This is a genomic window from Borreliella burgdorferi B31 (assembly GCF_000008685.2).
In the GTDB taxonomy this organism is placed as follows: domain Bacteria; phylum Spirochaetota; class Spirochaetia; order Borreliales; family Borreliaceae; genus Borreliella; species Borreliella burgdorferi.
Map to the genome: position 1 here is coordinate 1 of NC_000956.1, position 22,827 is coordinate 22,827.

At 28.7% G+C, this 22,827-nt stretch carries 30 protein-coding genes and 5 pseudogenes; 30 read left to right on the forward strand and 5 right to left on the reverse strand.

The window, feature by feature from the left end:
- The first annotated feature begins 265 nt into the window (after nt 1-265).
- The 5 genes and pseudogenes from BB_RS07410 (at nt 266) to BB_RS07430 (ending at nt 4,086) form a co-directional block, all read left to right on the forward strand.
- A pseudogene (locus tag BB_RS07410) lies at nt 266-548 on the forward strand (TM2 domain-containing protein).
- Between the two features lie 307 nt (nt 549-855).
- On the forward strand, nt 856-1,407 hold the full coding sequence (locus BB_RS07415; protein ID WP_010883904.1) for a P52 family lipoprotein: 552 nt from the start codon (nt 856-858) through the stop codon (nt 1,405-1,407).
- A pseudogene (locus tag BB_RS07420) lies at nt 1,404-2,268 on the forward strand (S2/P23 family protein). Before BB_RS07415 ends, BB_RS07420 begins: the two are co-directional and overlap by 4 nt.
- Before the next feature lie 475 nt (nt 2,269-2,743).
- The gene (locus tag BB_RS07425; RefSeq protein ID WP_010883905.1) at nt 2,744-3,496 is read left to right on the forward strand and encodes a lipoprotein P35; all 753 of its coding nucleotides are present in this window, start codon (nt 2,744-2,746) and stop codon (nt 3,494-3,496) included.
- Nucleotides 3,497-3,622: 126 nt separating this feature from the next.
- A pseudogene (locus BB_RS07430) lies at nt 3,623-4,086 on the forward strand (P13 family porin).
- A 162-nt stretch (nt 4,087-4,248) separates the two neighbouring features.
- Here the strand turns inward: BB_RS07430 and BB_RS07435 are convergent.
- The 4 genes from BB_RS07435 to BB_RS07450 form a co-directional block, all read right to left on the reverse strand.
- Nucleotides 4,249-4,929, reverse strand: a complete 681-nt coding sequence (locus tag BB_RS07435) for a chromosome replication/partitioning protein (RefSeq protein ID WP_330999579.1) — start codon at nt 4,927-4,929, stop codon at nt 4,249-4,251.
- A 139-nt stretch (nt 4,930-5,068) separates the two neighbouring features.
- Complete coding sequence (locus BB_RS07440) at nt 5,069-5,830, reverse strand: ParA family protein (protein ID WP_010883908.1); 762 nt, start codon at nt 5,828-5,830, stop codon at nt 5,069-5,071.
- Entirely contained in the window at nt 5,803-6,339 is a 537-nt protein-coding gene (locus tag BB_RS07445) for a DUF226 domain-containing protein (RefSeq protein ID WP_010883909.1), read from the reverse strand. Before BB_RS07445 ends, BB_RS07440 begins: the two co-directional genes overlap by 28 nt.
- Nucleotides 6,336-6,674 carry a plasmid maintenance protein gene (locus tag BB_RS07450; protein WP_086440126.1) on the reverse strand — a complete coding sequence of 113 codons (339 nt, stop codon included), beginning with the start codon at nt 6,672-6,674 and terminating at the stop codon, nt 6,336-6,338. The genes BB_RS07445 and BB_RS07450 overlap by 4 nt, the downstream gene beginning before the upstream one ends.
- On the opposite strand from BB_RS07450, the pseudogene BB_RS07455 reads away from it, so the two are divergent.
- The 25 genes and pseudogenes from BB_RS07455 to BB_RS07575 all read left to right on the forward strand — a co-directional run.
- Nucleotides 6,586-6,807 (forward strand): annotated as a pseudogene (locus tag BB_RS07455) (DUF228 domain-containing protein); the annotation flags it as partial. The gene BB_RS07450 and the pseudogene BB_RS07455 overlap by 89 nt on opposite strands.
- Before the next feature lie 28 nt (nt 6,808-6,835).
- Complete coding sequence (locus BB_RS07460) at nt 6,836-7,411, forward strand: DUF228 domain-containing protein (protein ID WP_010883929.1); 576 nt, start codon at nt 6,836-6,838, stop codon at nt 7,409-7,411.
- 21 nt (nt 7,412-7,432) lie between these two features.
- On the forward strand, nt 7,433-8,392 hold the full coding sequence (locus BB_RS07465; protein WP_010883814.1) for a hypothetical protein: 960 nt from the start codon (nt 7,433-7,435) through the stop codon (nt 8,390-8,392).
- A gap of 19 nt (nt 8,393-8,411) precedes the next feature.
- Nucleotides 8,412-8,867 carry a DUF3890 domain-containing protein gene (locus BB_RS07470; RefSeq protein WP_010883910.1) on the forward strand — a complete coding sequence of 152 codons (456 nt, stop codon included), beginning with the start codon at nt 8,412-8,414 and terminating at the stop codon, nt 8,865-8,867.
- On the forward strand, nt 8,867-9,250 hold the full coding sequence (locus BB_RS07475; protein ID WP_010256287.1) for a DUF1506 family protein: 384 nt from the start codon (nt 8,867-8,869) through the stop codon (nt 9,248-9,250). Before BB_RS07470 ends, BB_RS07475 begins: the two co-directional genes overlap by 1 nt.
- Nucleotides 9,238-9,627: pseudogene (locus tag BB_RS07480) on the forward strand (hypothetical protein). Before BB_RS07475 ends, BB_RS07480 begins: the two are co-directional and overlap by 13 nt.
- Complete coding sequence (locus BB_RS07485) at nt 9,624-10,190, forward strand: DUF764 family protein (protein WP_010883911.1); 567 nt, start codon at nt 9,624-9,626, stop codon at nt 10,188-10,190. Before BB_RS07480 ends, BB_RS07485 begins: the two are co-directional and overlap by 4 nt.
- Nucleotides 10,171-11,283: a DUF787 family protein gene (locus BB_RS07490; protein ID WP_010883930.1), complete on the forward strand. Its 1,113-nt coding sequence runs from the start codon at nt 10,171-10,173 to the stop codon at nt 11,281-11,283. The genes BB_RS07485 and BB_RS07490 overlap by 20 nt, the downstream gene beginning before the upstream one ends.
- Nucleotides 11,284-11,296: 13 nt before the next feature.
- The gene (locus tag BB_RS07495) at nt 11,297-11,725 is read left to right on the forward strand and encodes a DUF1463 domain-containing protein (RefSeq protein WP_010256310.1); all 429 of its coding nucleotides are present in this window, start codon (nt 11,297-11,299) and stop codon (nt 11,723-11,725) included.
- Between the two features lie 15 nt (nt 11,726-11,740).
- A complete protein-coding gene (locus tag BB_RS07500; RefSeq protein WP_010883931.1) occupies nt 11,741-12,196 on the forward strand; it encodes a DUF1473 family protein in 456 nt (151 codons plus the stop codon).
- Entirely contained in the window at nt 12,193-12,429 is a 237-nt protein-coding gene (locus BB_RS07505; RefSeq protein WP_010257901.1) for a DUF1322 family protein, read from the forward strand. Before BB_RS07500 ends, BB_RS07505 begins: the two co-directional genes overlap by 4 nt.
- Before the next feature lie 7 nt (nt 12,430-12,436).
- Nucleotides 12,437-13,732: a DUF759 family protein gene (locus BB_RS07510; protein WP_010883932.1), complete on the forward strand. Its 1,296-nt coding sequence runs from the start codon at nt 12,437-12,439 to the stop codon at nt 13,730-13,732.
- Between the two features lie 22 nt (nt 13,733-13,754).
- Complete coding sequence (locus BB_RS07515; protein WP_010883933.1) at nt 13,755-14,438, forward strand: DUF792 family protein; 684 nt, start codon at nt 13,755-13,757, stop codon at nt 14,436-14,438.
- A 3-nt stretch (nt 14,439-14,441) separates the two neighbouring features.
- On the forward strand, nt 14,442-15,392 hold the full coding sequence (locus BB_RS07520) for a DUF693 family protein (protein WP_010883934.1): 951 nt from the start codon (nt 14,442-14,444) through the stop codon (nt 15,390-15,392).
- Between the two features lie 17 nt (nt 15,393-15,409).
- Complete coding sequence (locus tag BB_RS07525) at nt 15,410-15,964, forward strand: DUF777 family protein (RefSeq protein ID WP_010883935.1); 555 nt, start codon at nt 15,410-15,412, stop codon at nt 15,962-15,964.
- A gap of 29 nt (nt 15,965-15,993) precedes the next feature.
- Nucleotides 15,994-16,326, forward strand: coding sequence for a DUF2634 domain-containing protein (locus tag BB_RS07530; protein ID WP_010883912.1), 333 nt, complete (start codon nt 15,994-15,996; stop codon nt 16,324-16,326).
- Entirely contained in the window at nt 16,323-17,198 is an 876-nt protein-coding gene (locus BB_RS07535) for a DUF276 domain-containing protein (RefSeq protein ID WP_010883913.1), read from the forward strand. Before BB_RS07530 ends, BB_RS07535 begins: the two co-directional genes overlap by 4 nt.
- 9 nt (nt 17,199-17,207) lie before the next feature.
- A complete protein-coding gene (locus BB_RS07540; protein ID WP_010883914.1) occupies nt 17,208-17,813 on the forward strand; it encodes a DUF735 family protein in 606 nt (201 codons plus the stop codon).
- A 9-nt stretch (nt 17,814-17,822) separates the two neighbouring features.
- Nucleotides 17,823-18,638 carry a DUF685 domain-containing protein gene (locus BB_RS07545; RefSeq protein WP_010883915.1) on the forward strand — a complete coding sequence of 272 codons (816 nt, stop codon included), beginning with the start codon at nt 17,823-17,825 and terminating at the stop codon, nt 18,636-18,638.
- Between the two features lie 74 nt (nt 18,639-18,712).
- Nucleotides 18,713-18,916 (forward strand): holin BlyA, encoded by a 204-nt coding sequence (blyA, locus tag BB_RS07550; protein ID WP_002658481.1) that lies wholly within the window; start codon nt 18,713-18,715, stop codon nt 18,914-18,916.
- A gap of 3 nt (nt 18,917-18,919) precedes the next feature.
- Nucleotides 18,920-19,267: a BlyB family putative holin accessory protein gene (locus BB_RS07555; RefSeq protein WP_010883728.1), complete on the forward strand. Its 348-nt coding sequence runs from the start codon at nt 18,920-18,922 to the stop codon at nt 19,265-19,267.
- Nucleotides 19,257-19,592 (forward strand): BlyB family putative holin accessory protein, encoded by a 336-nt coding sequence (locus tag BB_RS07560; RefSeq protein ID WP_002658486.1) that lies wholly within the window; start codon nt 19,257-19,259, stop codon nt 19,590-19,592. The genes BB_RS07555 and BB_RS07560 overlap by 11 nt, the downstream gene beginning before the upstream one ends.
- The gene (locus tag BB_RS07565; RefSeq protein ID WP_002658490.1) at nt 19,585-19,938 is read left to right on the forward strand and encodes a BBA14 family lipoprotein; all 354 of its coding nucleotides are present in this window, start codon (nt 19,585-19,587) and stop codon (nt 19,936-19,938) included. The genes BB_RS07560 and BB_RS07565 overlap by 8 nt, the downstream gene beginning before the upstream one ends.
- Before the next feature lie 104 nt (nt 19,939-20,042).
- Nucleotides 20,043-20,738, forward strand: a complete 696-nt coding sequence (gene bdr / locus BB_RS07570) for a Bdr family repetitive protein (RefSeq protein ID WP_010883916.1) — start codon at nt 20,043-20,045, stop codon at nt 20,736-20,738.
- Between the two features lie 105 nt (nt 20,739-20,843).
- A complete protein-coding gene (locus tag BB_RS07575; protein WP_010883917.1) occupies nt 20,844-21,455 on the forward strand; it encodes an Mlp family lipoprotein in 612 nt (203 codons plus the stop codon).
- A gap of 76 nt (nt 21,456-21,531) precedes the next feature.
- On the opposite strand, the gene BB_RS07580 is transcribed toward BB_RS07575, so the two are convergent.
- Nucleotides 21,532-22,479 (reverse strand): ERF family protein, encoded by a 948-nt coding sequence (locus BB_RS07580; protein WP_010883918.1) that lies wholly within the window; start codon nt 22,477-22,479, stop codon nt 21,532-21,534.
- Nucleotides 22,480-22,827 lie beyond the last annotated feature (348 nt).

A 22,827-nucleotide genomic window follows, 5' to 3' on the forward strand; every position in this document is an offset into this window, starting at 1 on the left:
CAACTTCAGTTTATATTATCAAACGATAAATAAAACATTAAGTACAATAACCCAATATTTCAAAAAAGATGCACATTTTAATAAAAAACTAAAGCTGTTCAACTGCAATTGTTGCACTTGAAATTTTTTATACTAAAATAAAATACAAATAATTATATTAACAAATATCGATTTTTATAAAAAATAAGTAAAAGTAGTCTAGTTTACCTGAGTATTTAAATACTTTTAATTGAGGATGTTTTATTTTAAAAAGGAGTGTAAAACTATGTCAAAAGCTGTTGACGAAGTATATTGCTATTCTTGTGGCAAGATTTAAAAAAGATGCTGAGATTTGTATTTCTTGCGGAGTCAGAAATAAACAAACCGAAAACTACAATAAACTTATAGTATTTTTACTATGCTTACTTTTTGGTTATTTAGGAGTTCACAGATTTTATGTAGGTAAAATAGGAACTGGTCTATTATACCTATTTACATTTGGATTTTTATATGTTGGAGTTTTAATCGATCTTATTAGAATAACAACAAACAAGTTTAAATGTAATTAAAAGGATTCTTTAGTAAATTTTTTATTAGTCTTGTTAAAATTATTTTTTAATTTTTTAAGCACATTTTGTGTGAACTGCTATTTCTATAATCTTTGATTTAGAAATAGCAGTTCACTAGATAATAATAAAGCTAAAATTAATATTTTAGTATTTAATAATTCTTGAGAAAAGGTAAAATTGGTATATGTTTACTTGTTATAGAAAAATCTATCTTGGTAGGACTTTTAATGTTTAATAAAATAGTGATTAGATAAACTTGTATATTTACAACAGATTATTTTTGTAGTAAGGTGGGTAAGGAGCATATATGAGGATTTTGGTTGGCGTTTTCATAATAGCAGCATTGGCTTTATTGGGTTGTTATTTGCCTGATAATCAGGAACAAGCTGTTCAAACTTTTTTTGAGAATTCGGAAAGTATTGATATGGGTTCCGATGAGATTGTTACTGAAGGCATATTTTCTAGTTTAAAATTATATGCGTCTGAACATCGTTTATTGGTTGAGATAAAAAAGACTTTAATTAGTTTAAAAGATCCTAATTATCGTGATGTACCCCCAGTGCGTGACTATAATGAGGAGTATTTTAATAAATTCTTTTTAGATTTAGGTTCTGAGCAATCTAAAGACTTGATTAAGTTGTTTGGTAGGGTAAAAAATGAGCAGAATAATAAATTTAAAAGTGAAGTTTATTGGCTGTATTCATGTATAAGCGAGTTATATTCTCCAGATATTAAGTATTCTGGCGAAGAGGGGAGCCCTGAGTATGATCGTTTTATGCCTAGACCCACTGCTTATCAACAATATTTAAAAGTGAAGAGAGAAATAGAAAGAAATACAATTAATGGAAAAATTTTATGAAAAAGAACATATGTATTTTGAATATATTTTTATATATACCATTATTTTATTCATGCTTTTTGACTACACCAAAATCTTCAAAAATCAACAGTATCAAAACCGAGGTTTTGGATTTTAAGATAATTGAAGAGGGAAATATTATAAAATATGATAAAAAGCCCATTGAAGAGAGTAATAGCAATATTTGTCTTACCTTTAAGGAACCCGAATTAAACGAAATAAAAGAAGGAGAGGCATTTGAAATACTTGCAAGTGGTTATGTTACATGGGCAAAATCTGGTGATTTAAAAGATATAAAAGATAAAAATAACAATTTAATTGAAAATCTTAGAGAGCTTAAGTATTCTTATATTTTTTCACCCATCCGATTCAAAACTTATTCATTGCTTACCTTTAGCTATACTTAATTATAGCATTAATGACAATAACTATAAAATATTCGGTCAAGAAGTACCTATAGCTAAGATAATAGCATTTGAATCAACTGAAGAGTTTGAAAACAAATATGAAATCAAAAGTTTAAAACTAAATTCTGAAGAGTCGAATATTGATTTTGAACAAAATAGAACTGGTTTTGCCAAAATCAATTTAAAAGAAACTTCAAGGGAACCTCAATACATTTATTCATATAATTTTGGGGTTTTTGACAATTCCTTAGTAGATTATTTTAAGCTCTTTTACAAGAAAAGTAAATGCAACTATATGCCTGCATATCTTACTATAAAAGATAAACAAACAAATAAAGATAAAACCTACGAAATCATATTAAATCTAAAGCTATTTAATAATACTATTAGATTAATATTTAATAAGTATTCAAATTTATCAAAAGAAAAATTAAAACTTTTTACTGATGAATGATAAAAATTGAATAAGAAAAGCAAAGACAAAAATTTATCAATTAATGTAAATAAATACAATTCAAAATTGATAAAGTTGTGTGACATATTCGGCATCTCAACTTGTCGATTTAAAAGTATTGATAATAAAAACCAATTTTAGCCCTTTTTCAAAGATGTTATTTAATTAATCGGTTTTACTTATTAAGGCTAATATTAAATATTTAGAATATTTAAATTTTCAAGACCGCAAGTATCAAATATTTATTTCTCAATGGACCGGATTATATTATTATTAAAATAATTAAACTTGTTAAAAATCAATCAAGGATATATAAAACAGATTTTTTAAAATATTATAAAACTTTTGATAATAAAAGTATCCTTGTATTATATATAATAATATTTTTAATTAAATAGATAAAATATATTATTGATATTGAATTTGATTAAATAATTAAGCATACTAAATACAGAGCCATTCAAGGAGAGTATTTATGAAATACTATATATGTGTGTGTGTTTTTTTGCTTTTGAATGCTTGCAATTCAGATTTTAGCACTAATCAAGAAGATATTAAATATCCATCTGATAAAGAGAAATCAAAATCCAACATGGAAGCAAGCTCTAAAGAAGAAGATCCAAATAAAAAAATAAAAAATACACTGCTTAATGATTTAATAAATTTGATAGAAATAGCTAATGAGCATAAAGAAAAATATGAAAAAAGAATGCAAGAAGAACCTTCAGATCAATACGGAATATTGGCTTTCCAGGAATTAGACTTGTCCGTTGGAAAAATATCTGAAGACACCCCGCAATCTAAAAAATTTAGAAAAAACACCTATTCTCCCTTAAGCGCTATTGATGTCAATAAATTAAAAGATCTTTCAGAGATTATAAGAAATTCGGGCCAAATACAAGGTTTATTTAATATTTTCAACAGATTCGGAGGCATTTTTGACGACTCACTTAATCACGTATATTCTAAAAAAGATATCCTAGGGGGACTAGAAATTTTGGATTTAGATAAACTAAAAAATTCGTTTGAAAAATTACTATCTATAAAAGAAACTTTCTCAAAAATGCTAAATCAACTTTTATTAGATTATAAAAATGATAAAGATCATATACGAACAGAGACAAATAAACTTAAATCTCATACAACTGCACTTTTCGAACAACTTGATAAAAAAGAAGACGAAGCATATGAACCTAAAAATCAGATATTTTCAATAAGTAACCTTTAAAAAAAGATTCAACTCCATATATAAAATTTAAAAATTGTGCTAACATTCATTTATAAAAACTTAATTATTAGGAGGTAATATTAATATGAAAAAATTTTCACATTAATATTAATTTTTAGTTTAACAATGCAAATCTTTGCACAAGAGAAACTTGAAAAAGGTGTTGGAGATATTGCAACCGTAATGAAATATGAAAGTAAAAAAGCAACCATATTAGCACCATTACTTTTGAACATCTTTTTATCTTTAGGAATAGGATCCTTTGTTCAAGGAGATTATATTGGTGGTGGTGCACTACTTGGCTCTCAAGTGCTTGGAGGAATACTTATAATGGCTGGATACATGACCGGGGATATTGGATTCGTTACAGAAAGCACAGCAACAGTAATAACCGGAGGAGTATTATCAGGAATAGGAGGGCTCACAATTGCAGCATCCTACATCACTGGAATTATCATTCCATTTAAATTTGCTAATAGATACAACGCAGACCTTAAAAAAAGACTCGGCATTGCACTTGCGGGGCTTGAACCCAATTTTGACATTGGAATAAACGGGGATTCCAACTATCGTTTAAAAAATCCTATTGAATATCAATTTACCTGGGGTTAAGAGAGATTATTAATGCAAATAATCTCTCTTCAAAGCCTACTAAAAAAATTCATTGATACTATTTCGAAATCAAGAATTACATAAATAACTTTTTGTCTCAATTCACAAAAGTTTTTTAAATTTCACAAGATTTACCTAAACTAAAGTAGTAATAAAAATGAAAAAAGTCCCCCCCAAAAGGGACGCTTTGATTGCGACGATAATTGTGGAAGGACAAACGACATCATCCAGCCTAAAATAACAATAGCACCATATATGATAAAAATCAAGTATTTGTTTTTATTCTTTTTTTTTCTTTTATATTTTTCATATTCATTAATTAGATCTGATAAGACTTCTTTTTTAGTAAAAAAAAGTCTTTCAAGAATATAACACGCTCTTTTAGTATCTTCTTTACAAAACGTATAAAACTCTTTATTCTTCATAAAAAACCTGATAGACATTTTTTTATTATTTACTTCGGACAAATTTTCTTTTTTTACGTTTAATAAATTCTCTTTCAATTGTCTTTGCAAGCCTCTAAATCCTGTTTCTTTAATATTATCTATAGAGATAGCTCCTTCTAAAACCTTTTCATAAACTTTTAAATACAAATACGCTTGTGTTTTTGCAATTACAAAATGTTTTATAAATTGCTCAAAACTAGAAAAATTATCATATTTGTAAAGTTCTTTTTTTTTAATTTCGTATAAAATTTTCATTCTTTCAATTTTATTATCAATATCATCTTTTAAATTATATTTTAATTTCTCCTTTAAATTATTGTAATTAATCAAATCCTTATCTTGCATGTTATCTATATTTGTCAACTCTTTATTCATATGACTGAAAGTCCTACTATTTAAGACTAGCTCTTTTTTGTTGTATTTTTTCCCCATCTTATCATCCTATCTTACTTATAAAAAAGTGCGCCGTGCGGCGCTGAACGACTCAATAGTTACTAATAATCCATTTCTAAACTTAGAAATGCAAATTAATAATATTTTCTAAAGTATTTTTTGTTTCCTCATAATATGTTTCTTTTACAGAAGGTTCTAAAAGTTCATTTATAAGAACTTTTACACTATTGTAGTAATGAATTTTTCCCTTTATGTAAAAAGAATATTCCTTATAAAGCAGTTCTTCTACATCTTTAAATGTATTTCTATTTTTTAGAAACTGATTTTCTATAATCGAAATATTAAAGCTTTTATTTCTAAAATCTTTAATATCATTAATGGTTTGCATTAAAATACTTAAACTTTCTACAGAGAATCTTTCTACTTGAACTGGAATTATTATATAATCTGTAACATTCAAAGAATTTTTTAAAATAAAACCCAAGTTGGGTGGGGTGTCAAGTAAGATATAATCAAAATTATAATTTGTAATATTTCTATTCAAAATATTTTCTAAAAGAAGATCTTTATAATTTAAAATTTCTGAATTAAAATTTTCTAAAATAGGATGAGATGGAATTATAGAAATAAAATCATTAATTTTATTAATACACTGTCCAAAATAAACATCTTTTTTTAATAAGCTGTAAGAATTGCATTTATCAATGTTGAAAATATATTTACTAAAATAAGAACTTAAAGAATTCTGTGGATCTAAGTCAATCAATAGAACTTTTTTGCTTAAATCTTTTAATATATAAGAAAAAAGTATTGTTAATGTGGTTTTACCTACACCTCCTTTAGGGCTTGCAATTGTTATAATGTTTGATTCTTTTCTATCCATTTGTTTATTATTCCTTCCTCTTTTATTTTTTTATTGTAAAATTCGTAAACTGTTTTTTCCATGTTTTTTATATTTTCTAATGTAAATTTATAGTATTTTGTTTGTTTTTTTTCTTTTCTTAGTAATGTCCATAGGGACTGAACGTAACACTTAATAGATCCTTTTTTAAATACATATTCTATGTAATATGCCTTTTTTACTACATATTTTATATTATTATTGCCTATGATAAAAAAAGGTTTCTCGAGATTATCCCAACCGTATTTTATGCCTAAAAATTTTTCATCTTCTTTTATTGGAAATAGATTGAAAAAATTCCATCCTCCAGTATCATTAAATTTTTGGAAGGTTATCCTAAGACCCTTTCTAGTAATTTCAAATTTGATTAAATGCTTAAATATTATTGAATAATATGTTTTTTTATTCTCCTTTTCTTCTATTTTATAAAAGAAGATTCTTTTTTTTGTTTTCTTTTTAAGATTTCTAAATCTTTCTGTAAAGTTGTTCAAATTTTTTTCCTTTTATAATTAGCTAGTAAATCAAATAGAAATGTTTTATTTTGATTTATTTTCCATTTATTGATGTAAGTGTCTTTAAATTCTCCTACAATTTTGAAGAAATCTGTTTCGTAGTGAGCATTTTGTCTCATGAAGTGAATTTTATTTTTATATTTTTTTAGCTTTTTTAAGTAAAACTCTTTTATATCTTTTGTTTGATAGTCGTATTTTAAATGCTTGTTGAAATCTTTGTAATTTATAAATAACAATGGGGTTATTATCAAGGCTGGTGGTGGGCCACCAACCGCAATTAATGCATATGCCCTCTCTGATTCATTTACAATCAATTTTGCACCCGAAGATGAACATCAAGATCAAGCTAAACATCCCAAACAAGAGTATTCTATTAATTTGATAAAAGTTGCAATTTTTGGCAATAGAGGCCTTGAGAAAACAGTAACACCTGAAGCTGGTGGTTAAGCCTTGGGCAATAAAAGGAGTTAAACAAATGGCAGACACAACGCAATTATTAAAAGATTATCAAGATAAACGAAGTAAACTTGAAAAGTTTATGAAAAATCCCCAGTATGACGCTGGTTTGCTTAGCAATTCTGTAGAGTTTAGAGATAAAAACATACAATTTTTTGCCTCTGGAGGCACTAGAACCAGCAAATTTGACAAATTAGAAAATCATCCATTTTCTGGGTATCCATACAAGCGTGGGATAAAAAGAGTTATTCAAGAGGAAAAAGCTGATCAAATTCACTATGAACCCCACGTTGAGGCTGGTGGTGAAGATGATTTATACGGAATATGCATTGATATAGATGAGTTTAGCAAAACAGCCACTATTGTTCCGATTACAAATAATTTTGAGGGTTATTTAGTAGCAAAAGATTCTACGCTTAAAGTAAAAGACAAACTTGTTTTTAATAAAGACGGTGCTCTTGAAAAGGTGACTGGAGCACCACCAAATAAGGCAACTATTAATGCAATAGCGTTGTCTGATGCAAAACAAATTAGTAACGATGTTTATTTAATAAAAGTAGCAGTATTTGGAAATAAAGCTGTAAGTAAAAATTAATGATATTTGGGAGGATTTAATATGGAATTATTTGATGAAAATTATTATGCAAAAGCTGTGGCAAATATTATAGGAGAAGTTAAAGATCCTATAATGTATAAATGGTTTTCGCCTGATCAAATTGAAGATGTTGATCTTCAGATGGGCTACCAAAGAACTGTAAAGTGGGATGCGTTTTTAAATGCTAATCCTACAACGATTGCTAATGAGGTTAATACTATTTCAACTATTGGATTTAGTTCTGAAGTGGTAAGACTTAATTACTTAAAATTACAGTACAAATTTAGGCACTTAAAGCAGGCGTCTGAAAAATTTTACACTTCAGACTCATATCTTGGTGACATTAATAACAATTTACTTCCTTTCTCTCAAGCCTATAAGCTTGCAAGTAGCGAGATTATTAAACTTATTAATCACTTTGTACTAACAGGCACTGTTTCAATTCAAAAAGATGGAAAAAATCAAAAACGTCTACTTCCCAATATGTATGGACTTCTTAATATGCCACATCAAGTAAAAGAAGAAGTTGCTAGTGGTGATAAAGATAAAATGGATAAAATATTTGAAAAAATTGAGGCGGGACTTTCAAAGTTAGAGCTAGGAGACGAATTTTCTACACCTATGATGGTAATAGTTGACCCTACAACTTCGCTCAAACTCGTAAAGCCATACGCAGCAGCACAGGGTGCAGCAAGTAGCTGCGAAAAATGGGAGGATGTTTTGATTCAAACTATCAAGGCTATTAATAATAGAGAAGATGTCTACATTGAAACTTCAAACTTGCTAAAACATCAAATACTTATTTACCCATTAAACCCAGAGCTTATTAAGTTTAAACCTAGCAAGTATATGTTACCTACACCAAATGAACAAGTGGATAAAGATTCAACTGATATTGCTCATTCATACATTGATTTTGTTTTAGGAGGGTTACTTGCTACTAGAAAAACTATTTTGCAAGTACATATCAAACAAAGTTAAAAGTATAAGGTAAGTGAAAATGAGTGAACAAGAAAACTTACAAACACAAGTTGAGGCTGAAGAAGAACTTTTGGTAACAAAACTTTATTCTGAAGTGTTATTGTTACTAGGAATAGACAAACTTGCATTAAGCAGACAAAATTTTCTACTTCATTTATCTTTACTTCAAGCTATTCTAGTAACACGTGGTATTGATGCTAGTTCACTTACATATGAACAAATATTTTTACTTACCTTTTACCATATGGGTTGTCAATTAAGAAAACAGGGAGTTGTTCGAGAATTTGAATTTGATAGGATCAAAAAAGAGAAATTCAATGAACTTGAACTTGATTATTATCCTAGTAGCAGTGGAGGCGAAGAAGGTGGCGAGGGGGGTTGTGGCTCAAACAAGAATTTTTGTTCACAACTTGATGCATTTTTAGAAAAACTAAAAAGAGAAACTTCAACGCCATCTTGTGTGGGGGTTGTCTAATGAATGGTGTTAGAAAAAGACTTTCTGATATGTCATTTCGCATGATCAACGTATTTAAGGATCCTAAACCCTTAAAGTTTTATAAAGGTACTGTTGTAAAGCTTGAAAATGATTCTTCTTATCAGAGAGTATTTGATAAAAATAAGTACACTGAATTCGCAGGAGTTATTATTGACATAAAGCCACAAGAACTTGCAATTCTTTATGATTCTGATATGTCTGATATTCAAGGATATTCCAAACTTTACACATATCAAGACCTTAACTATGAACTAAAAGACCGAATATCAATTGCAGATTTAGTTTACTTTGAAATATTTAGTATTGACTCTTCAATCGGATATTTTACTTTGGTTTTAAAGGAATTTATATGGACAAACTAGAATTTAAAATGGAATTGGAAATTGGGTGGTTTGGTGGTCGTGCAGGTATTGCTAAAATGCATGAAAAAGGGAATAGCAATTTACCAGCAAGAAAACATTTAACCAAAATTGCTAGTAGTTCTGAGTTTAGAGAATATATCAATAATAGCTATATAAATTCTAAGTTTAATCTTGACCCTAAATAGGGAATGGAGGCTATTGGACAAGCTTTTATAAGGTACTATGAAAATTATCTACTATCAGCACAAGTCACTCCAGCCTTAAAGGCTAATACAATCAAAAGTAAGTTTAAAAGGGGTAGTAACACTGCAGCAATTCCACTTGTTGATACAGCCAAAATGTTATCAGAGATTACTTATAAGGTAACACTTGAATGATTTTCACTTTAGATATGGTATTAAATCATTTAACTCAAATATTTAAAGGGTTTAAGGCGTATGCACCTGAAAATAATTTTGAGTGCGACATCATAAATACCTACAATCATCCATATCTTTCAAAAATCACAGCTGCTAGCTCAAATATAATAGCATTGAAATTTGATGGTACAGAAAATCTATTTGATCATAATTCTAGAGCAGGTGTATTTTATGAAAATGCTTTGGAATTTAGTATAAATTTTCAAATATATATTATTGCAATAGTGTTAAACGCCAAAGACTTTGACGCTAATTCACGCATGTTAATGCTTTATAGTATGCTTAGTGACTTTTTGCACAATAAAGCTCATAAGTATAATTTGCCCAGTCTACAACCCGACTATATTAATAAAATTAACTTTTACATTTACCCAACATCTAATATGCAAACAGTTGGACTGATTAATTTAGGCACAAAATATAGCAACCATGCATACAGTGCATCTATAGCATTTAATGCTAGTGTAAAAGCAACCGAAATTTTAAAGGAGGAATACAAAATTGCCGCAAGATACAATTAGTGTAAGTTTGCTTGACTCTAGAATTCAAGCTAGTAGGCCCAATTATTATAATCCACTTTTGGTTTACAAAACAGCCAAAATTAAAGTTAATAAAGATGCTGCCAACTTTATAACATTGAATTTAACCGTTAATAACTATGAAAAACAAATTGAAACTTTAGAAAAAGATAATGGGAATGGACAAGATCAGTTTGGAAAAGAAAAAACACTGCTTAAAACTGCAATGTCAAATTTTTTCAATTCAAGTGAAGAATCATTAAAATCCGCTGTTCTTTTTATTTATAAGGATAAACCCGAAGAGTTAAAAAAATATCTTAAAGTACATAGACACACTTTTGTTGTACTTATTAATACTGAGGGTGATAATTCCGATGATGGACTTAAGATTTATAAAGATGATTATGATAAGTTTAAAACACCTTCAATTTTTTTTGTATTCTCGACTAAAGAACAAGAAATAAAAGAACTATTTAAAGATAAAGGCAATACTGAAAAAGAAAGAAATATTGCTGTTTACAGTAATAATAAAGACAATTTACACCTCAAATTTATAAGTCAATATTTACATCAGGCTAGTATTTTTCATGCTGTAAATCCTTATGGCATGCCGCTGGCTGCTACACCACTTGTTGATGATACTGTAATTGGAAAGTTGCGAACTGCAAAAATCAACTTTTATTCACTTCTTAATGAAACTGGTCTTGATGGTATGCCTGCCTTTAAAGAGAGCGTTGATCTTGCTGGAAGTTCAATAGACGAGCTTTTCACTTATCATTATATAAAAAATGAAGCGATTATTGAGCTTATTAGAATTTGGAACAAAAACAATAGGCAAAATAGCAAATTATCTGCACTACAACTTAGTGGTGCTAGAGACAATGCATATACTTCAGCAATTGAATGTCTTCTTAAAAGGTTTGTCGACAGGGGATTGATTATAGAGTATAAAAACTTAAACCTTACCCTTTCTCCTACACCACAACTTAAATTAGAACTTAGTGTGAATATTACTTATAACTTTAGCATTAATGCTGTTGCTTTAGTAATCACTACTCAAGATATAGTTGATTATCAAAACAGCTTAAGTGCTTAAAAGGGGGGCTAAAATGCAATTTTATGATTTAAGAGAAGTTTATTTTTCAATTGGTGGTACACAGCTACATAGTGGCAAACTAGAGCTTACAAGCGAACCTACAACAAGAGCAGTAATTAGTAGTGAAGATAAAGGTATGCCTGTAATAAGCTTAAGAGATCCCAAAACGATAACTTATGTTTTTAACATTGAAGTGACATTAGGTAGTCATGACTACATTTTGTTAACTGAACTTTCTGATGAACAGTTTTACAACATGGACGTGAGAAAAGAGGATAAAATGCTTGATTTAGCATTCAATGATAGAATTGCTACCAAAATTATTTCTAACTATGCAATTTTTACTGAAGAGCCTTCAAGAAGTTATTCTGCTGAGGCCGAAAAAGTATCTTTTGAAATTAGGGCTATTAATTGCCAAAAAACTAAACCAAACAACACTTAAAAGGAGAGTCTTATTGTGATAATGAGATATAAAATGAAAATTTTAACTAAAAATAAAACTTATGAATATCCGCTGAGAGTACTTCCCGTCTATGAATGGGATAAAGTGCTAGGATTTAATCAAAGTGACGCTGTTTTAAAGCTTAATGAGGTTAAATTCTTAAGAGAAATCACAAGCTTAATGATAAGTCCAAAATTTTTAGACGAATTCTATGTGATTTTGGATCAAAATAGAGAATTTATTTCTTATTATAAGGACTATCTTGTTGCAATAATTTACACTGCACAATTTAATACTTTTCATTTAGACAATAATCTAAAAAAGCCCGCTTTAGTATATTTGAGTGAGTATGAAAATAATGTTGGTGATTTTGTTGCTTTTGACTATATTAATGAAAATTTTGATTATGAAAAAGTAGCCACTTCGCTTTCATCAATTACATCAAATTCCAATGAGCTGGTTGCTAAATGAGCAAAAGAAATAGAGATATTGATAAAGCTATTGCAAGTCTTGATGAGACTAGAAAAAAATATTTTAACTTGCTTGACGAGATTAAGAACGATAAATACTTTTTCCCAGTAATTATGAATATTTGCTCATACTACTCGGTTAAAAAATTGCCTTATGACGAGCTTTTAGAAGTCAATAGACTTGCTGAGATTAAATTAGAAAAAGAATTGTATGAATTAATTTTAAGCAAGTGAGGACTTAGTGAGCGACAAATTCACCATTAAATTTAAAGGTATTCTTGATCATGCTGCAACAAAAAAGGCCATTGAACAAGATATTTCTAAAATGGAAAAATATCTTAAACCTAAAAAATCTAGTTTGGGTAGCACTAAAGATATTGTAAAAAATAATTTGTCGGACAAGAAAAAAGAACTTGGTAGACAATCTAAATTTGAAAGCTTAAGAGAGCGTGTTGAGAAATATAGACTTACACAAACTAAAAAACTTATAAAACAGGGCATGGGGTTTGAGAAAGCTAGAAAAGAGGCTTTCAGAAGATCTTTAATGTCTGATAGAGACAAAAGGCGTCTTGAGTATAAAGAACTTGCAAAAGAATCAAAGGCAAAAAGTAAAATGTTAGCGGCCTCTCAAGGAAAAGGACTTGTTGCCAAAATTGCAATAGGTAGTGCCCTAGGGAATATCATTAGCAACGCTATGAGTAAAGTTGGAGGAGGCCTTTTAGGTTTTGCTAAAAAATCGGTTGAAGAAGACACCAAAACAAAAAGAACAAAACTTCTCAATAGTGCATTTTTTACAGATAACGAACGAAATATGATTATGGGAAATAAAGACAAGAATACTAAGGGAATTCTTGACGGAATGAAAGGTTTTGAGCGAGACTTAGAAAAAGAAGAGTTTCTACATCAAGCAAGTGCCTTTAAGGGTACTCTAAGGGACCTAGATATGTTAAATGAAACTAATTTGAAAAACGCAGTAGAATTTGCAGCTATGCTTAAATCCAGTGGTGCTATGAGCAGCGAAGATGCAGTAAAGGCTGTTAATAGTGTTCTTGGGGGTGATGGAAGTGAGCTTTTTAATCTATTAAAGAAGTCAGGTGTTGGAGACAAATATATAGAAGATGCCAAAAGGGCTTGGCAAGGCGGGGCTGAGGTAGATCTAGATTCCAGAATTACCAAGATGATGGAAATGTTCGAGGATTTTAAATCTTTCGGCCTTACAAAAAAAGTCAATAATGCTGAGAGTATTCAAAGTAATTTGGCCTCAGCTGAGCAAACTCTTTCAAATTTGACCACTACTGTTTTGGACCCATTACTTAATATCATTAACTGGATCACCGCTAAAATTAAAAATTTTGATTTTACCAAAGATATTATCAATCCCATAATTAATGGCATTAAAAGTATTTTTAATCTTAATTATTTCTTTGCCAAATTAAAATCGGTTCTACCTACAATGTTCGGCGGAGATGGCGGCGAAGCTTTAAAAAAACTGCAAGAACAGGCTGAGAATCAAGACAATGCTAACAACACTCCATAATTTTGGTAAAAGGTAATTACTTATGACAAGTAACAAAAAAATTGCTAACAATGCAGCTAACAAAATAGATATTAATAATAAAATTACTAACAATCATGATATTGAAAAGAAAAAAATCAAGGAAAAAATTAATGATATTGAAAAGAAAGAAATCAGGGAAATTACTCGAATAATAAGAGATGTAATAACCCAAATATTTGCTCTTTTTGGAGCAGATAATTTTTTAGTGTTATTTCCTAGAATGGATCTAAAAGGTTTTGGATATATTCCTCAATTGTTTTTTATAAAACCAAAAAATGAACTCATAACACGCACTTATAATACTAGTTGTTCTAAAAGACCAGTTATCAATTATTATGATAGAAAAGCGGAATATGTAAGCTACAATCCGGTAATGACTGGTGAACATATCTCATTAAACGGTGGAATACTAACATCCTTATATAAGGATATGCTTTCTTTACTTAAAATGACTGTTTTTGGCAATACTATGCTACGTTTTGACGCGCATCTTGTAAAAGAACAACTAGCCAATAGAATACAAGCACAAGTCCCTTTTAGTATCTATAGTCCAACTTTTGGACTTAAAGAATTAGCTGTAATTACAAGTCTTTCGTTTAAAGATACTCCTTTCATTGACGAAGTTGAGGTTAGTCTGTCAATAGAAATAGTAAAAACATTCGCATTAGAAAAATATAAAGGATAAAAAATGCTGTTACTACAATATGATTTTAAAATTGAGTTCTACAATGTAGATACATCAAAAAAATCAATTGATAGAATTCCTTTTGCCGAAGAAATTCCTAAAATTATAATCAATACACAAGATGGAATTCATATTGATATTTCAATATCCAACGTGTATTCAAATATTCATACTATAAGTTCCAAACAAGCAAAAGTCGTACTTTGGAATCTTCCCTTAGACTTCACCGACGACATTAAATTTGGAGATATAGTAAAAATATATTATAAGAAATTTGCTCATGAAAAAAATTTTGATTTCATAATGGCAGGAACTTTAGGACCTCCTATGAGCACTGATTATCCGGGTGGGGATTTTAGTGTAGATCTTGATGTTCGTTTATTAACTAAAAGCAACTTCTTCAATCGTAAGTTAGCAGGCAAAGAAGGCAAAAACTTTAAAGGCAAAACGGTGCAGGAGGCAATAGAATCTGTATTTCCCAATCGCAATATCCTTAATATGGATGAAAAAGATTGTCTTAAAATTATTGACAAAGATATTTATGCCACAACACCAAAAGAGTTTATTGACAAAATAAAAGGAACATATGTTCATAACGTAATAGCCGATATTGGTACTGGTTTACGGGGATATGAATGCTATCTGATATTTACTAATTATATAAAAAAGGGGGAAAATGTCCACTACGAGGCATTAGAAGACTATGGGCTTGAATTTATACCACAACAAGAAATTACTTTGGGCACAACACTCAAAAAAAATCTTATATTTTGGAACGCAAAAACATTTTTCACACATAAGTTAAATGTTGGAGATAAAGTCTCATTTATTGATGGACTAGGGAAAATGATAAAAACCACTATAAAAGAAACAAGTGCAAGGCTTAGCAATACAGGAGAGTGTTCATTAATATTAAAGTTAGAAGATGATTCTAATACAAAACGTAAAAAATAAAGGGGACTAGAATTAGAATGAATGAAGACTATGAAATTTACAGAATGAATCAACGCCTTTATGGCCAGGCATTGGCTCAAGAAGACCTTAAAAATTGGATTTATTCAAACATTTTTATAATTAAAATTGGCACTGTAAAGGAGTTTAAACATCAAACTCAAGAAGCTATTGTTACAATACCCGAATTTGAAGATTTAGAAATTCACACAAAAAATATCTCTAATATCAGTTTAGAACTATCAAAAGGTGATTGCGTTTTACTACTTCAATCAAGCATTAATATTTTTGATAAAAATAACGATATTCACTTTGACAAACATCATTTTTATATACTTAGTGCAATTAGCCCAAAGACTTTAAATCTAATCTCTGATACTGTTAAAATTAAAGCAAACAATAACATTGAAATAGCTAACCAAACAACTAGCTTAAAAACAATTCTCAAAAATATTGTAAGTGCTATTGAGGGTATAAAAGTCGTACCCGCACAAGGAGGCCCAGCAATTGAATCAGTCAGTCTAAAAATAGCAACCACTAAAATTAATTCTGATATTAATAGTTTGTTTAAGTAATTTTTGCTAAATATGGTATAATTACTAGTATGGATTTAAGATTAGGCAATAATTTCGAATTGGTATTTAATAACGATTTATCACTTGTTGATGGAATTGATGAACAAAAACAAAGATTTTTGATATTTTTAAACACCTTAAGGGGTAGTTTAAGCTATGCTCCTCATTGGGGACTGGACTATTTCTTGCTTTTAAAACTGTTAAAAATTAACAATCTTCACGCTGTAAAAAATTATTTTCACGAAATATCTAAAGAACTTAACTTAGATTTAATAAATATTTCAACTACTATACAAGACAACAAAGCACACATATCCTTTTTTTTCTCAGGCGATGTTTTGAATATGGAGTTTAATTTATGAGTATAGTTTTTGATTCTGATTTTGGCATTTTAAAACGTACAATTAAGGATATTGTAAGATCGAAAAGAGAATATTTGCGTGTAAATTATGGGATTAATATTGATGATAACCAAAGCTCAATTTATAACATTATTGCGTCTTCTTTAGCATTAATTGAAGAAGAAATAATTAATAAGCTTAATCTCTTTTTTTCTAAAATGAAACCGGGTGGCACTTATTGGGCTGCTATTGAAGAACACATTTCTTCTAAAAGCACAACTTACAGCGCGGTTCGCACTGCTTTACTTAATCTTGATGGGGTTGAGCATACTAATATTAAAAGTGCAGCTGGTAAAGCCAACATATATCTAATTTTAAAGGAAACTTTACTAGACGATAGTAAATCTAATATTAATAGTCCTAAATTTAAAGCAAAACTTTGGGAGACATTATATCTAACAACTCCTAGTGGGACTTTACTTGAGGGAGACATCGAAATTGATGGCCTCAATTCAACTGGACAACGGAAATCCTATAAAATATCGCTAGGGAAAAGAAAATATGTTTATATGAAAGTAAAGTATAAACTTGACCTTAAAAACTACCTCTACTTAAATATTGACTCTCAAATTAGGGATATATATTCTAGGATTATTTCAAATAACTATTCTGATATGGGAATCAGCTTTGAATATCAAGACTTTTTTGCTCCAGTTAATGAAGTTAAAGGAATTAAGTTTATGGAAATAAGTGCTTGTATTAAAGATACAGACACTGAGAGTATTACAAAAATTGGTGATAGCGATTTTAAAAAAAATCAAGATATTGCCATTAATGATGACACAATGCTACTTTTCAATATGACAGATAGATTGCTTATTGATATTGGATAGTTAACAAATATGAAAATACCCAATCTTTTCAAAAACACCGAAATTCATAAATTTATACGTACAGAAACAGAATATGCACAAGCATTGCTTAATGAACTTAAGTCCCTTAATTCCAACTTCATATCCATTAATGTAATAGAAAATATAAAATCAAGATATATTGCAATATGGATATCTCAAGTTTTATCTATCTTTTATGCAAAAACTCAAACTTTACAAAGTATTACAAGCAATATTAATAGTGTTATTTTTGCTTTACGTCATATTGGCACTGACGAGTCATTTAGACTGATTTTCAAGACCTTTTTAAATGTGGACATTGAAGTTACTACTCCTGAAGCTGGGGTTATTGATATCTCTTTAAAAGGGGTAATAAAAACAAACTTTACTACATTTATTTCGCCTAGCACTAAGAAAGGAAAACGACTAAAAAAGATAATTCTTAGAGAAAAGAAGCCGGGATACGCTGCATCTAAAAAAGCTTTGGTATTTAACTCACTTCCTAAAGGCTATGATCATTCAATTTATGCTTTTATAAAGGGAATTATTCCTATTGGTAGAGTTCTCAAAATTAATAATACAGATGGTAACAATATTATAACTTTTAACAACTAAGGAGGTTTTATGGCTGATGATCAAGAAAAATTACTAATTGATGAAGAAGAAACGGTTCAAATAAAAGATTTAAATAAGGTTACGACCGTTAACGATACTGATCTTTTACTGCTTGATAATGGAGCTGCAAGCAGTAATGCTATCACCTTTAAAAACTTTTTAGATGCTTCTAAAGACAAAATATTTAAAGGAGAAGGATTAGACTATTTTAAGCAGATAATTAAGTCTACAATTGCCGAAGAACTTGCAGCTGATAAAGATTTTGTAGAAAAAATTTATGCTAAAATAACGGACAAATTAATTAACAACGATTCTACTAATATTTCTAACCTTTTTAGTAAAATCAAATCGCGCCTTACAGATAGCATATCATCAGCCACTTTATCTAAAAGTGATGATCTTTTGATAATGCCTTCATCAGATACTATTCAAAAAACACCCGTTCCTAAACATATACTTGGAGTACCATCAAATTTTACTTATGGCAGCATAACTAGAAGTACTACACTTTATCCTTCTGACTATGAGAATAAAGCGATATCTATTAATATGGAAGACAATGATGATGTAACTCTTATTTTTTACAAAAATTACGATAATGATCCCATTTATCTTGATATTGAGATTCAAGTAAAAATCAATGATAATAGGATGCAGAAAAAATCATTAAAACTTATGTATTCTGATGAAATTACATACAATTGGGTTTATGAAATTACGGGCCCTCGCGGACTATTCACCAGAACTCCCATTTATAACGGATGGTATATCCAAAAAAGAGCCTACATGTATGGAGATTCAGTCCCAGATCTTTTAAAACTGTAAGCTTTTTTAGCAAAAATTACGATTTTGATATATAATGTATATACAAATAAAAAATTAAAATAAAGGATTAAAAAATGGATACTATTAAATTAACAGAACTTCTTATCAATTTAAACGAAATTAAACTTATAGCCGTAATGATTTTTGTAACAGTGTTGGTTTTAGGAGTATTAATTCTTCTCAAGCCTTTACTAAAAGACATATTGACTATTGTAATAGGCAAGATTTTTAAGAATGGTAATGGTAATGGCAAAAATCACATTAAAAAAAGAGATTAACTTATGAAATTATCCAAAGATAATGTTGAGCTTGGACTTACGTCTTTATCAACCCTTATTGATATATTTTCTAAATTTGAAGATGAATTTGATGAAATTGCACATAAAGGATTCTTTTTGGTTTATGAGCTGTATTCTCATTATAAATTAATCTATACAGCAAATATGGAAAGACTTGAGAGTGCATTAACCCCAGCAATAAATAAAGCACTAGCTCCATTAAATGAAAAAATCAATCAATGCATTGACTTAGTTAATTCTGATGAAAAAAATCTCAAAATATCTAATGATCTGAAATTCAATCAGGAAGGAAAACCTATCTATAAGGAAAGAACAAATAATGCAAAATAACACTATTGGTTTAGGACTTAATTTACTATCCAGCTTAACTAACATAGCTAAAACTGATACAAACATAGATCATAATTACATTAATACTTTTAGTAAAGTAATAGATTTTTTCTACAAAACATATATAAGCACACTAAAATCTATGGAAACAGCTGAGTCAACTAAAATATTTGAAGAAATACAAGACATTTTAAAATACAACATTGAGATAATAGAGGCTATCTCTACTGATAAAAGCAAAAGAATTATCACTTCACTTAAAGCAACACGTAACAAAATCATGAAAGAATATATCAAAATACTTAAAAGAGGTGAAAATGCTTAAAAGATTGCATTGTCTACTAATTGCTTTGCTACTATGTTGCACCACTATTGCCAACCTACCAGAAGAGCCAAAACCGCCAATTATTCCAACACTAAAATCTTTAGCTAAATATGAAACACAACTTTCAGAGTATGTTATGTACCTAGTAACATTTTTAGCTAAAACAAAAGTTAAAGTTAATGATCCAAATTATCCAGAATATCCTTATCCAGACTTATCAACACTAAAAGACGAACACTCCATAACTGCGGTAAGACATAATATTAACATATATTTAGAGTACATTAAAAAAACAAAACCAATAGCGGAAAAAGTCTATAATAAATATTCCCAGTTAAAAATGTAAATTACAAAAAGGTTTTTCTTGCAAGAAATTCTATTTTACATATAAAAATCTCTAAAGCCAATTAATCTAAAATAGTATATAATATGACCATAAGGGAAAATTTTATGGAAACAGTGTCAACAAATATTGCAAGTGTAACTCAAGAACAAATATATAAAGAATTTATTAGACTGGGTATGGAACAACTAATAGCACAAGATTTATCTAAAAGATATTATCACAATGAGCTAACATATAGAGATTTAGAAAATTTAGAAAAACAATTTGATATAAAATTTGATAATCTTATTTTTAAGATTGATAGCGTAGAAAAGAATTTACAAAAAGATATATCCAATTTAGACGTTAAGATTGATACTGTAGAGAAGAATTTAAATGCCAAAATAGATGGTGTAGAGAAGAATTTAAATGCCAAAATAGATGGTGTAGAGAAGAATTTAAATGCCAAAATAGATAGTGTGGAAAAGAATTTAAATCTAAAAATAGATAGTTTAGATACTAAGATAGATACTGTAGAAAAGAATTTACAAAAGGATATATCTAATTTAGATACTAAGATTGATACTGTAGAGAAGAATTTAAATGTTAAGATTGATACTGTTAAAAGCGAACTTAATACTAAAATAGACAATGTAGAAAAGAATTTACAAAAAGACATATCTAATTTAGATGCTAAAATAGATAATGTAGAAAAGAATTTAATGTCTCTTACAGAAATGCTTAAATGGGTATTAGGAATCATGGGAGCAATGTCTATCACAATGATAGCCGGGCTAATATTTGCTTTCATTTCTAAATAGCTACTACCTCACTTAAAACATATCAATTCAAATAATAATTGTTTATCCCATATTTAGTATTAATAATTGATTAAGTGAATATTAATAATAAAAAAAGGAGTAACAATGAAAATCATCAACATATTATTTTGTATATCTTTGCTACTACTAAATAGCTGTAATTCCAATGATAATGACACTTTAAAAAACAATGCCCAACAAACAAAAAGCAGGAAAAAACGTGATTTAAGCCAAGAAGAACTGCCACAACAAGAAAAAATCACTTTAACATCCGACGAAGAAAAAATGTTTACTTCATTAATCAATGTGTTTAAATACACAATTGAAAAATTAAACAATGAAATACAAGGGTGCATGAATGGAAACAAAAGTAAATGTAATGACTTCTTTGATTGGCTTTCTGAAGATATTCAAAAACAAAAAGAATTAGCTGGTGCTTTTACCAAGGTTTACAACTTCTTAAAATCAAAAGCACAAAATGAAACTTTTGATACTTATATTAAAGGAGCTATTGATTGTAAAAAAAACACTCCACAAGATTGTAATAAAAATAATAAATATGGGGATGGTGACAACTTAATAGAGCAATATTTTAGAGGCGTCGCTAATGATATGTCTAATAGAAATTCTAATGAAGAAATTTATCAGTACCTTAAAGATGAACTTTTAAAAGAAGATAATCATTATGCTGGTCTTACAGCTAATTGGCAAAACTAAAAACATTTCTCAATCAAAAATAAAAACCTTAATTATTATACCTATAGCAGCCCCCAAATAGGGGGCTTTAATATTGCTATGCTGCAAATATATAATTAAATTGTCTTTCTTTTTTCAACATACAAAAGAATTTTAATACTTTTGTTTTATAAACATCCCGATTATCAGACATAAATACTTTAAGCTTATTTAGATCATCAAATCTATTAGTTTTATTGAAATATTTTTTTAAAAAATTTACCCAATATTCTATACTCTTAAGCTCAGCATTCTTTTCAAAAAGATCTTCTAAAGCATCATCATTATCAGTACATAATGCCCGAATAAGAGCATTTATATTATTTTTTTCTTCACCTTCATTTACCCAATTTTTTATATTAAACAGTGCGTCTCTAAAAATTTCATAGCAATAAGCCTTGCCAGATTTTAAGTTTTTATTAAAGGTGTTCAGTTGATTTTTTTCTTGATTTATGTCCTTTTTTTGTTCTTGTTTTTGATTAACACTAACTTGCTTGTTAGACATAGAATTTTCGTTTTCGTGATTATTGTAAATAGGTGCTGCATCAGTATCAAATTCACTTTTTATGTCAAGATACGCAACTAAAGCATACCTTTTAAAATAAGTAATAGCTGCACCAACAAGTTGTGGCATTGTATTCAAATTTTTAGACCCATTTTCACCGTTCCATTGTAATTTATCTGTATGAATTAATGTATCAAGCGACTCTTTGTATCCAGTACTTTTACTGTAAAATGTAGTCCTAACAACAGGAACTTCACCATTTTTACCATACACAAAAGTTGGAAATTGCCAAAAACCAAGCTTTAAATTGTGATTTTTTATAACATTTTGAATTACTTCTACTATGACATTGAAATCTTGATACTTATATCCGTATCCTTTAAGACTTTTGTCAATAAGTGGCAAGTTCATTCTTAAAGTATCCATATCATTTAAAAAGTCTATTTCTGCTTGAATATTATTTTGTATTTCTTGATTATTATTGTTTGAAAGATTTTCCATCTTTTTCCTCCTGTTTTTTCAATAAATATAAGTATATAGCAAAAACTATTTTTGCCAACTTTTTTACAAAAATTTTTACAAAAAAATAGGGCTTAGCTAAATTCTCTATTATCTACTAAAGAAATTAGTTAAGCCCGTGCTAAAAATTTTTTTGTAAATTGAAAAAACAGGTAGTTAAAACTGAAAAATGTTCAAATAACTACGCTGTTTGTATTGTAGCCCAATTTAGAATTAAAATCAATTTATATTTTCACTGAATTAAAAATTTCTATATTAATTTAACAAAATTAATAATTAAAATTTAATATTTTTTTAGAAAAGTATTTACTTTTAAATCAAAATTGTGCA

Coding starts and splice junctions, on each gene's coding strand:
- BB_RS07415 (WP_010883904.1), top strand. CDS start 856: ATGAGGATTTTGGTTGGCGTTTTCATAATAGCAGCATTGGCTTTATTG.
- BB_RS07425 (WP_010883905.1), top strand. CDS start 2,744: ATGAAATACTATATATGTGTGTGTGTTTTTTTGCTTTTGAATGCTTGC.
- BB_RS07435 (WP_330999579.1), bottom strand. CDS start 4,929: ATGAATAAAGAGTTGACAAATATAGATAACATGCAAGATAAGGATTTG.
- BB_RS07440 (WP_010883908.1), bottom strand. CDS start 5,830: ATGGATAGAAAAGAATCAAACATTATAACAATTGCAAGCCCTAAAGGA.
- BB_RS07460 (WP_010883929.1), top strand. CDS start 6,836: ATGGCAGACACAACGCAATTATTAAAAGATTATCAAGATAAACGAAGT.
- BB_RS07465 (WP_010883814.1), top strand. CDS start 7,433: ATGGAATTATTTGATGAAAATTATTATGCAAAAGCTGTGGCAAATATT.
- BB_RS07470 (WP_010883910.1), top strand. CDS start 8,412: ATGAGTGAACAAGAAAACTTACAAACACAAGTTGAGGCTGAAGAAGAA.
- BB_RS07475 (WP_010256287.1), top strand. CDS start 8,867: ATGAATGGTGTTAGAAAAAGACTTTCTGATATGTCATTTCGCATGATC.
- BB_RS07485 (WP_010883911.1), top strand. CDS start 9,624: ATGATTTTCACTTTAGATATGGTATTAAATCATTTAACTCAAATATTT.
- BB_RS07495 (WP_010256310.1), top strand. CDS start 11,297: ATGCAATTTTATGATTTAAGAGAAGTTTATTTTTCAATTGGTGGTACA.
- BB_RS07505 (WP_010257901.1), top strand. CDS start 12,193: ATGAGCAAAAGAAATAGAGATATTGATAAAGCTATTGCAAGTCTTGAT.
- BB_RS07515 (WP_010883933.1), top strand. CDS start 13,755: ATGACAAGTAACAAAAAAATTGCTAACAATGCAGCTAACAAAATAGAT.
- BB_RS07520 (WP_010883934.1), top strand. CDS start 14,442: ATGCTGTTACTACAATATGATTTTAAAATTGAGTTCTACAATGTAGAT.
- BB_RS07525 (WP_010883935.1), top strand. CDS start 15,410: ATGAATGAAGACTATGAAATTTACAGAATGAATCAACGCCTTTATGGC.
- BB_RS07530 (WP_010883912.1), top strand. CDS start 15,994: ATGGATTTAAGATTAGGCAATAATTTCGAATTGGTATTTAATAACGAT.
- BB_RS07535 (WP_010883913.1), top strand. CDS start 16,323: ATGAGTATAGTTTTTGATTCTGATTTTGGCATTTTAAAACGTACAATT.
- BB_RS07540 (WP_010883914.1), top strand. CDS start 17,208: ATGAAAATACCCAATCTTTTCAAAAACACCGAAATTCATAAATTTATA.
- BB_RS07545 (WP_010883915.1), top strand. CDS start 17,823: ATGGCTGATGATCAAGAAAAATTACTAATTGATGAAGAAGAAACGGTT.
- blyA (WP_002658481.1), top strand. CDS start 18,713: ATGGATACTATTAAATTAACAGAACTTCTTATCAATTTAAACGAAATT.
- BB_RS07555 (WP_010883728.1), top strand. CDS start 18,920: ATGAAATTATCCAAAGATAATGTTGAGCTTGGACTTACGTCTTTATCA.
- BB_RS07560 (WP_002658486.1), top strand. CDS start 19,257: ATGCAAAATAACACTATTGGTTTAGGACTTAATTTACTATCCAGCTTA.
- BB_RS07565 (WP_002658490.1), top strand. CDS start 19,585: ATGCTTAAAAGATTGCATTGTCTACTAATTGCTTTGCTACTATGTTGC.
- bdr (WP_010883916.1), top strand. CDS start 20,043: ATGGAAACAGTGTCAACAAATATTGCAAGTGTAACTCAAGAACAAATA.
- BB_RS07575 (WP_010883917.1), top strand. CDS start 20,844: ATGAAAATCATCAACATATTATTTTGTATATCTTTGCTACTACTAAAT.
- BB_RS07580 (WP_010883918.1), bottom strand. CDS start 22,479: ATGGAAAATCTTTCAAACAATAATAATCAAGAAATACAAAATAATATT.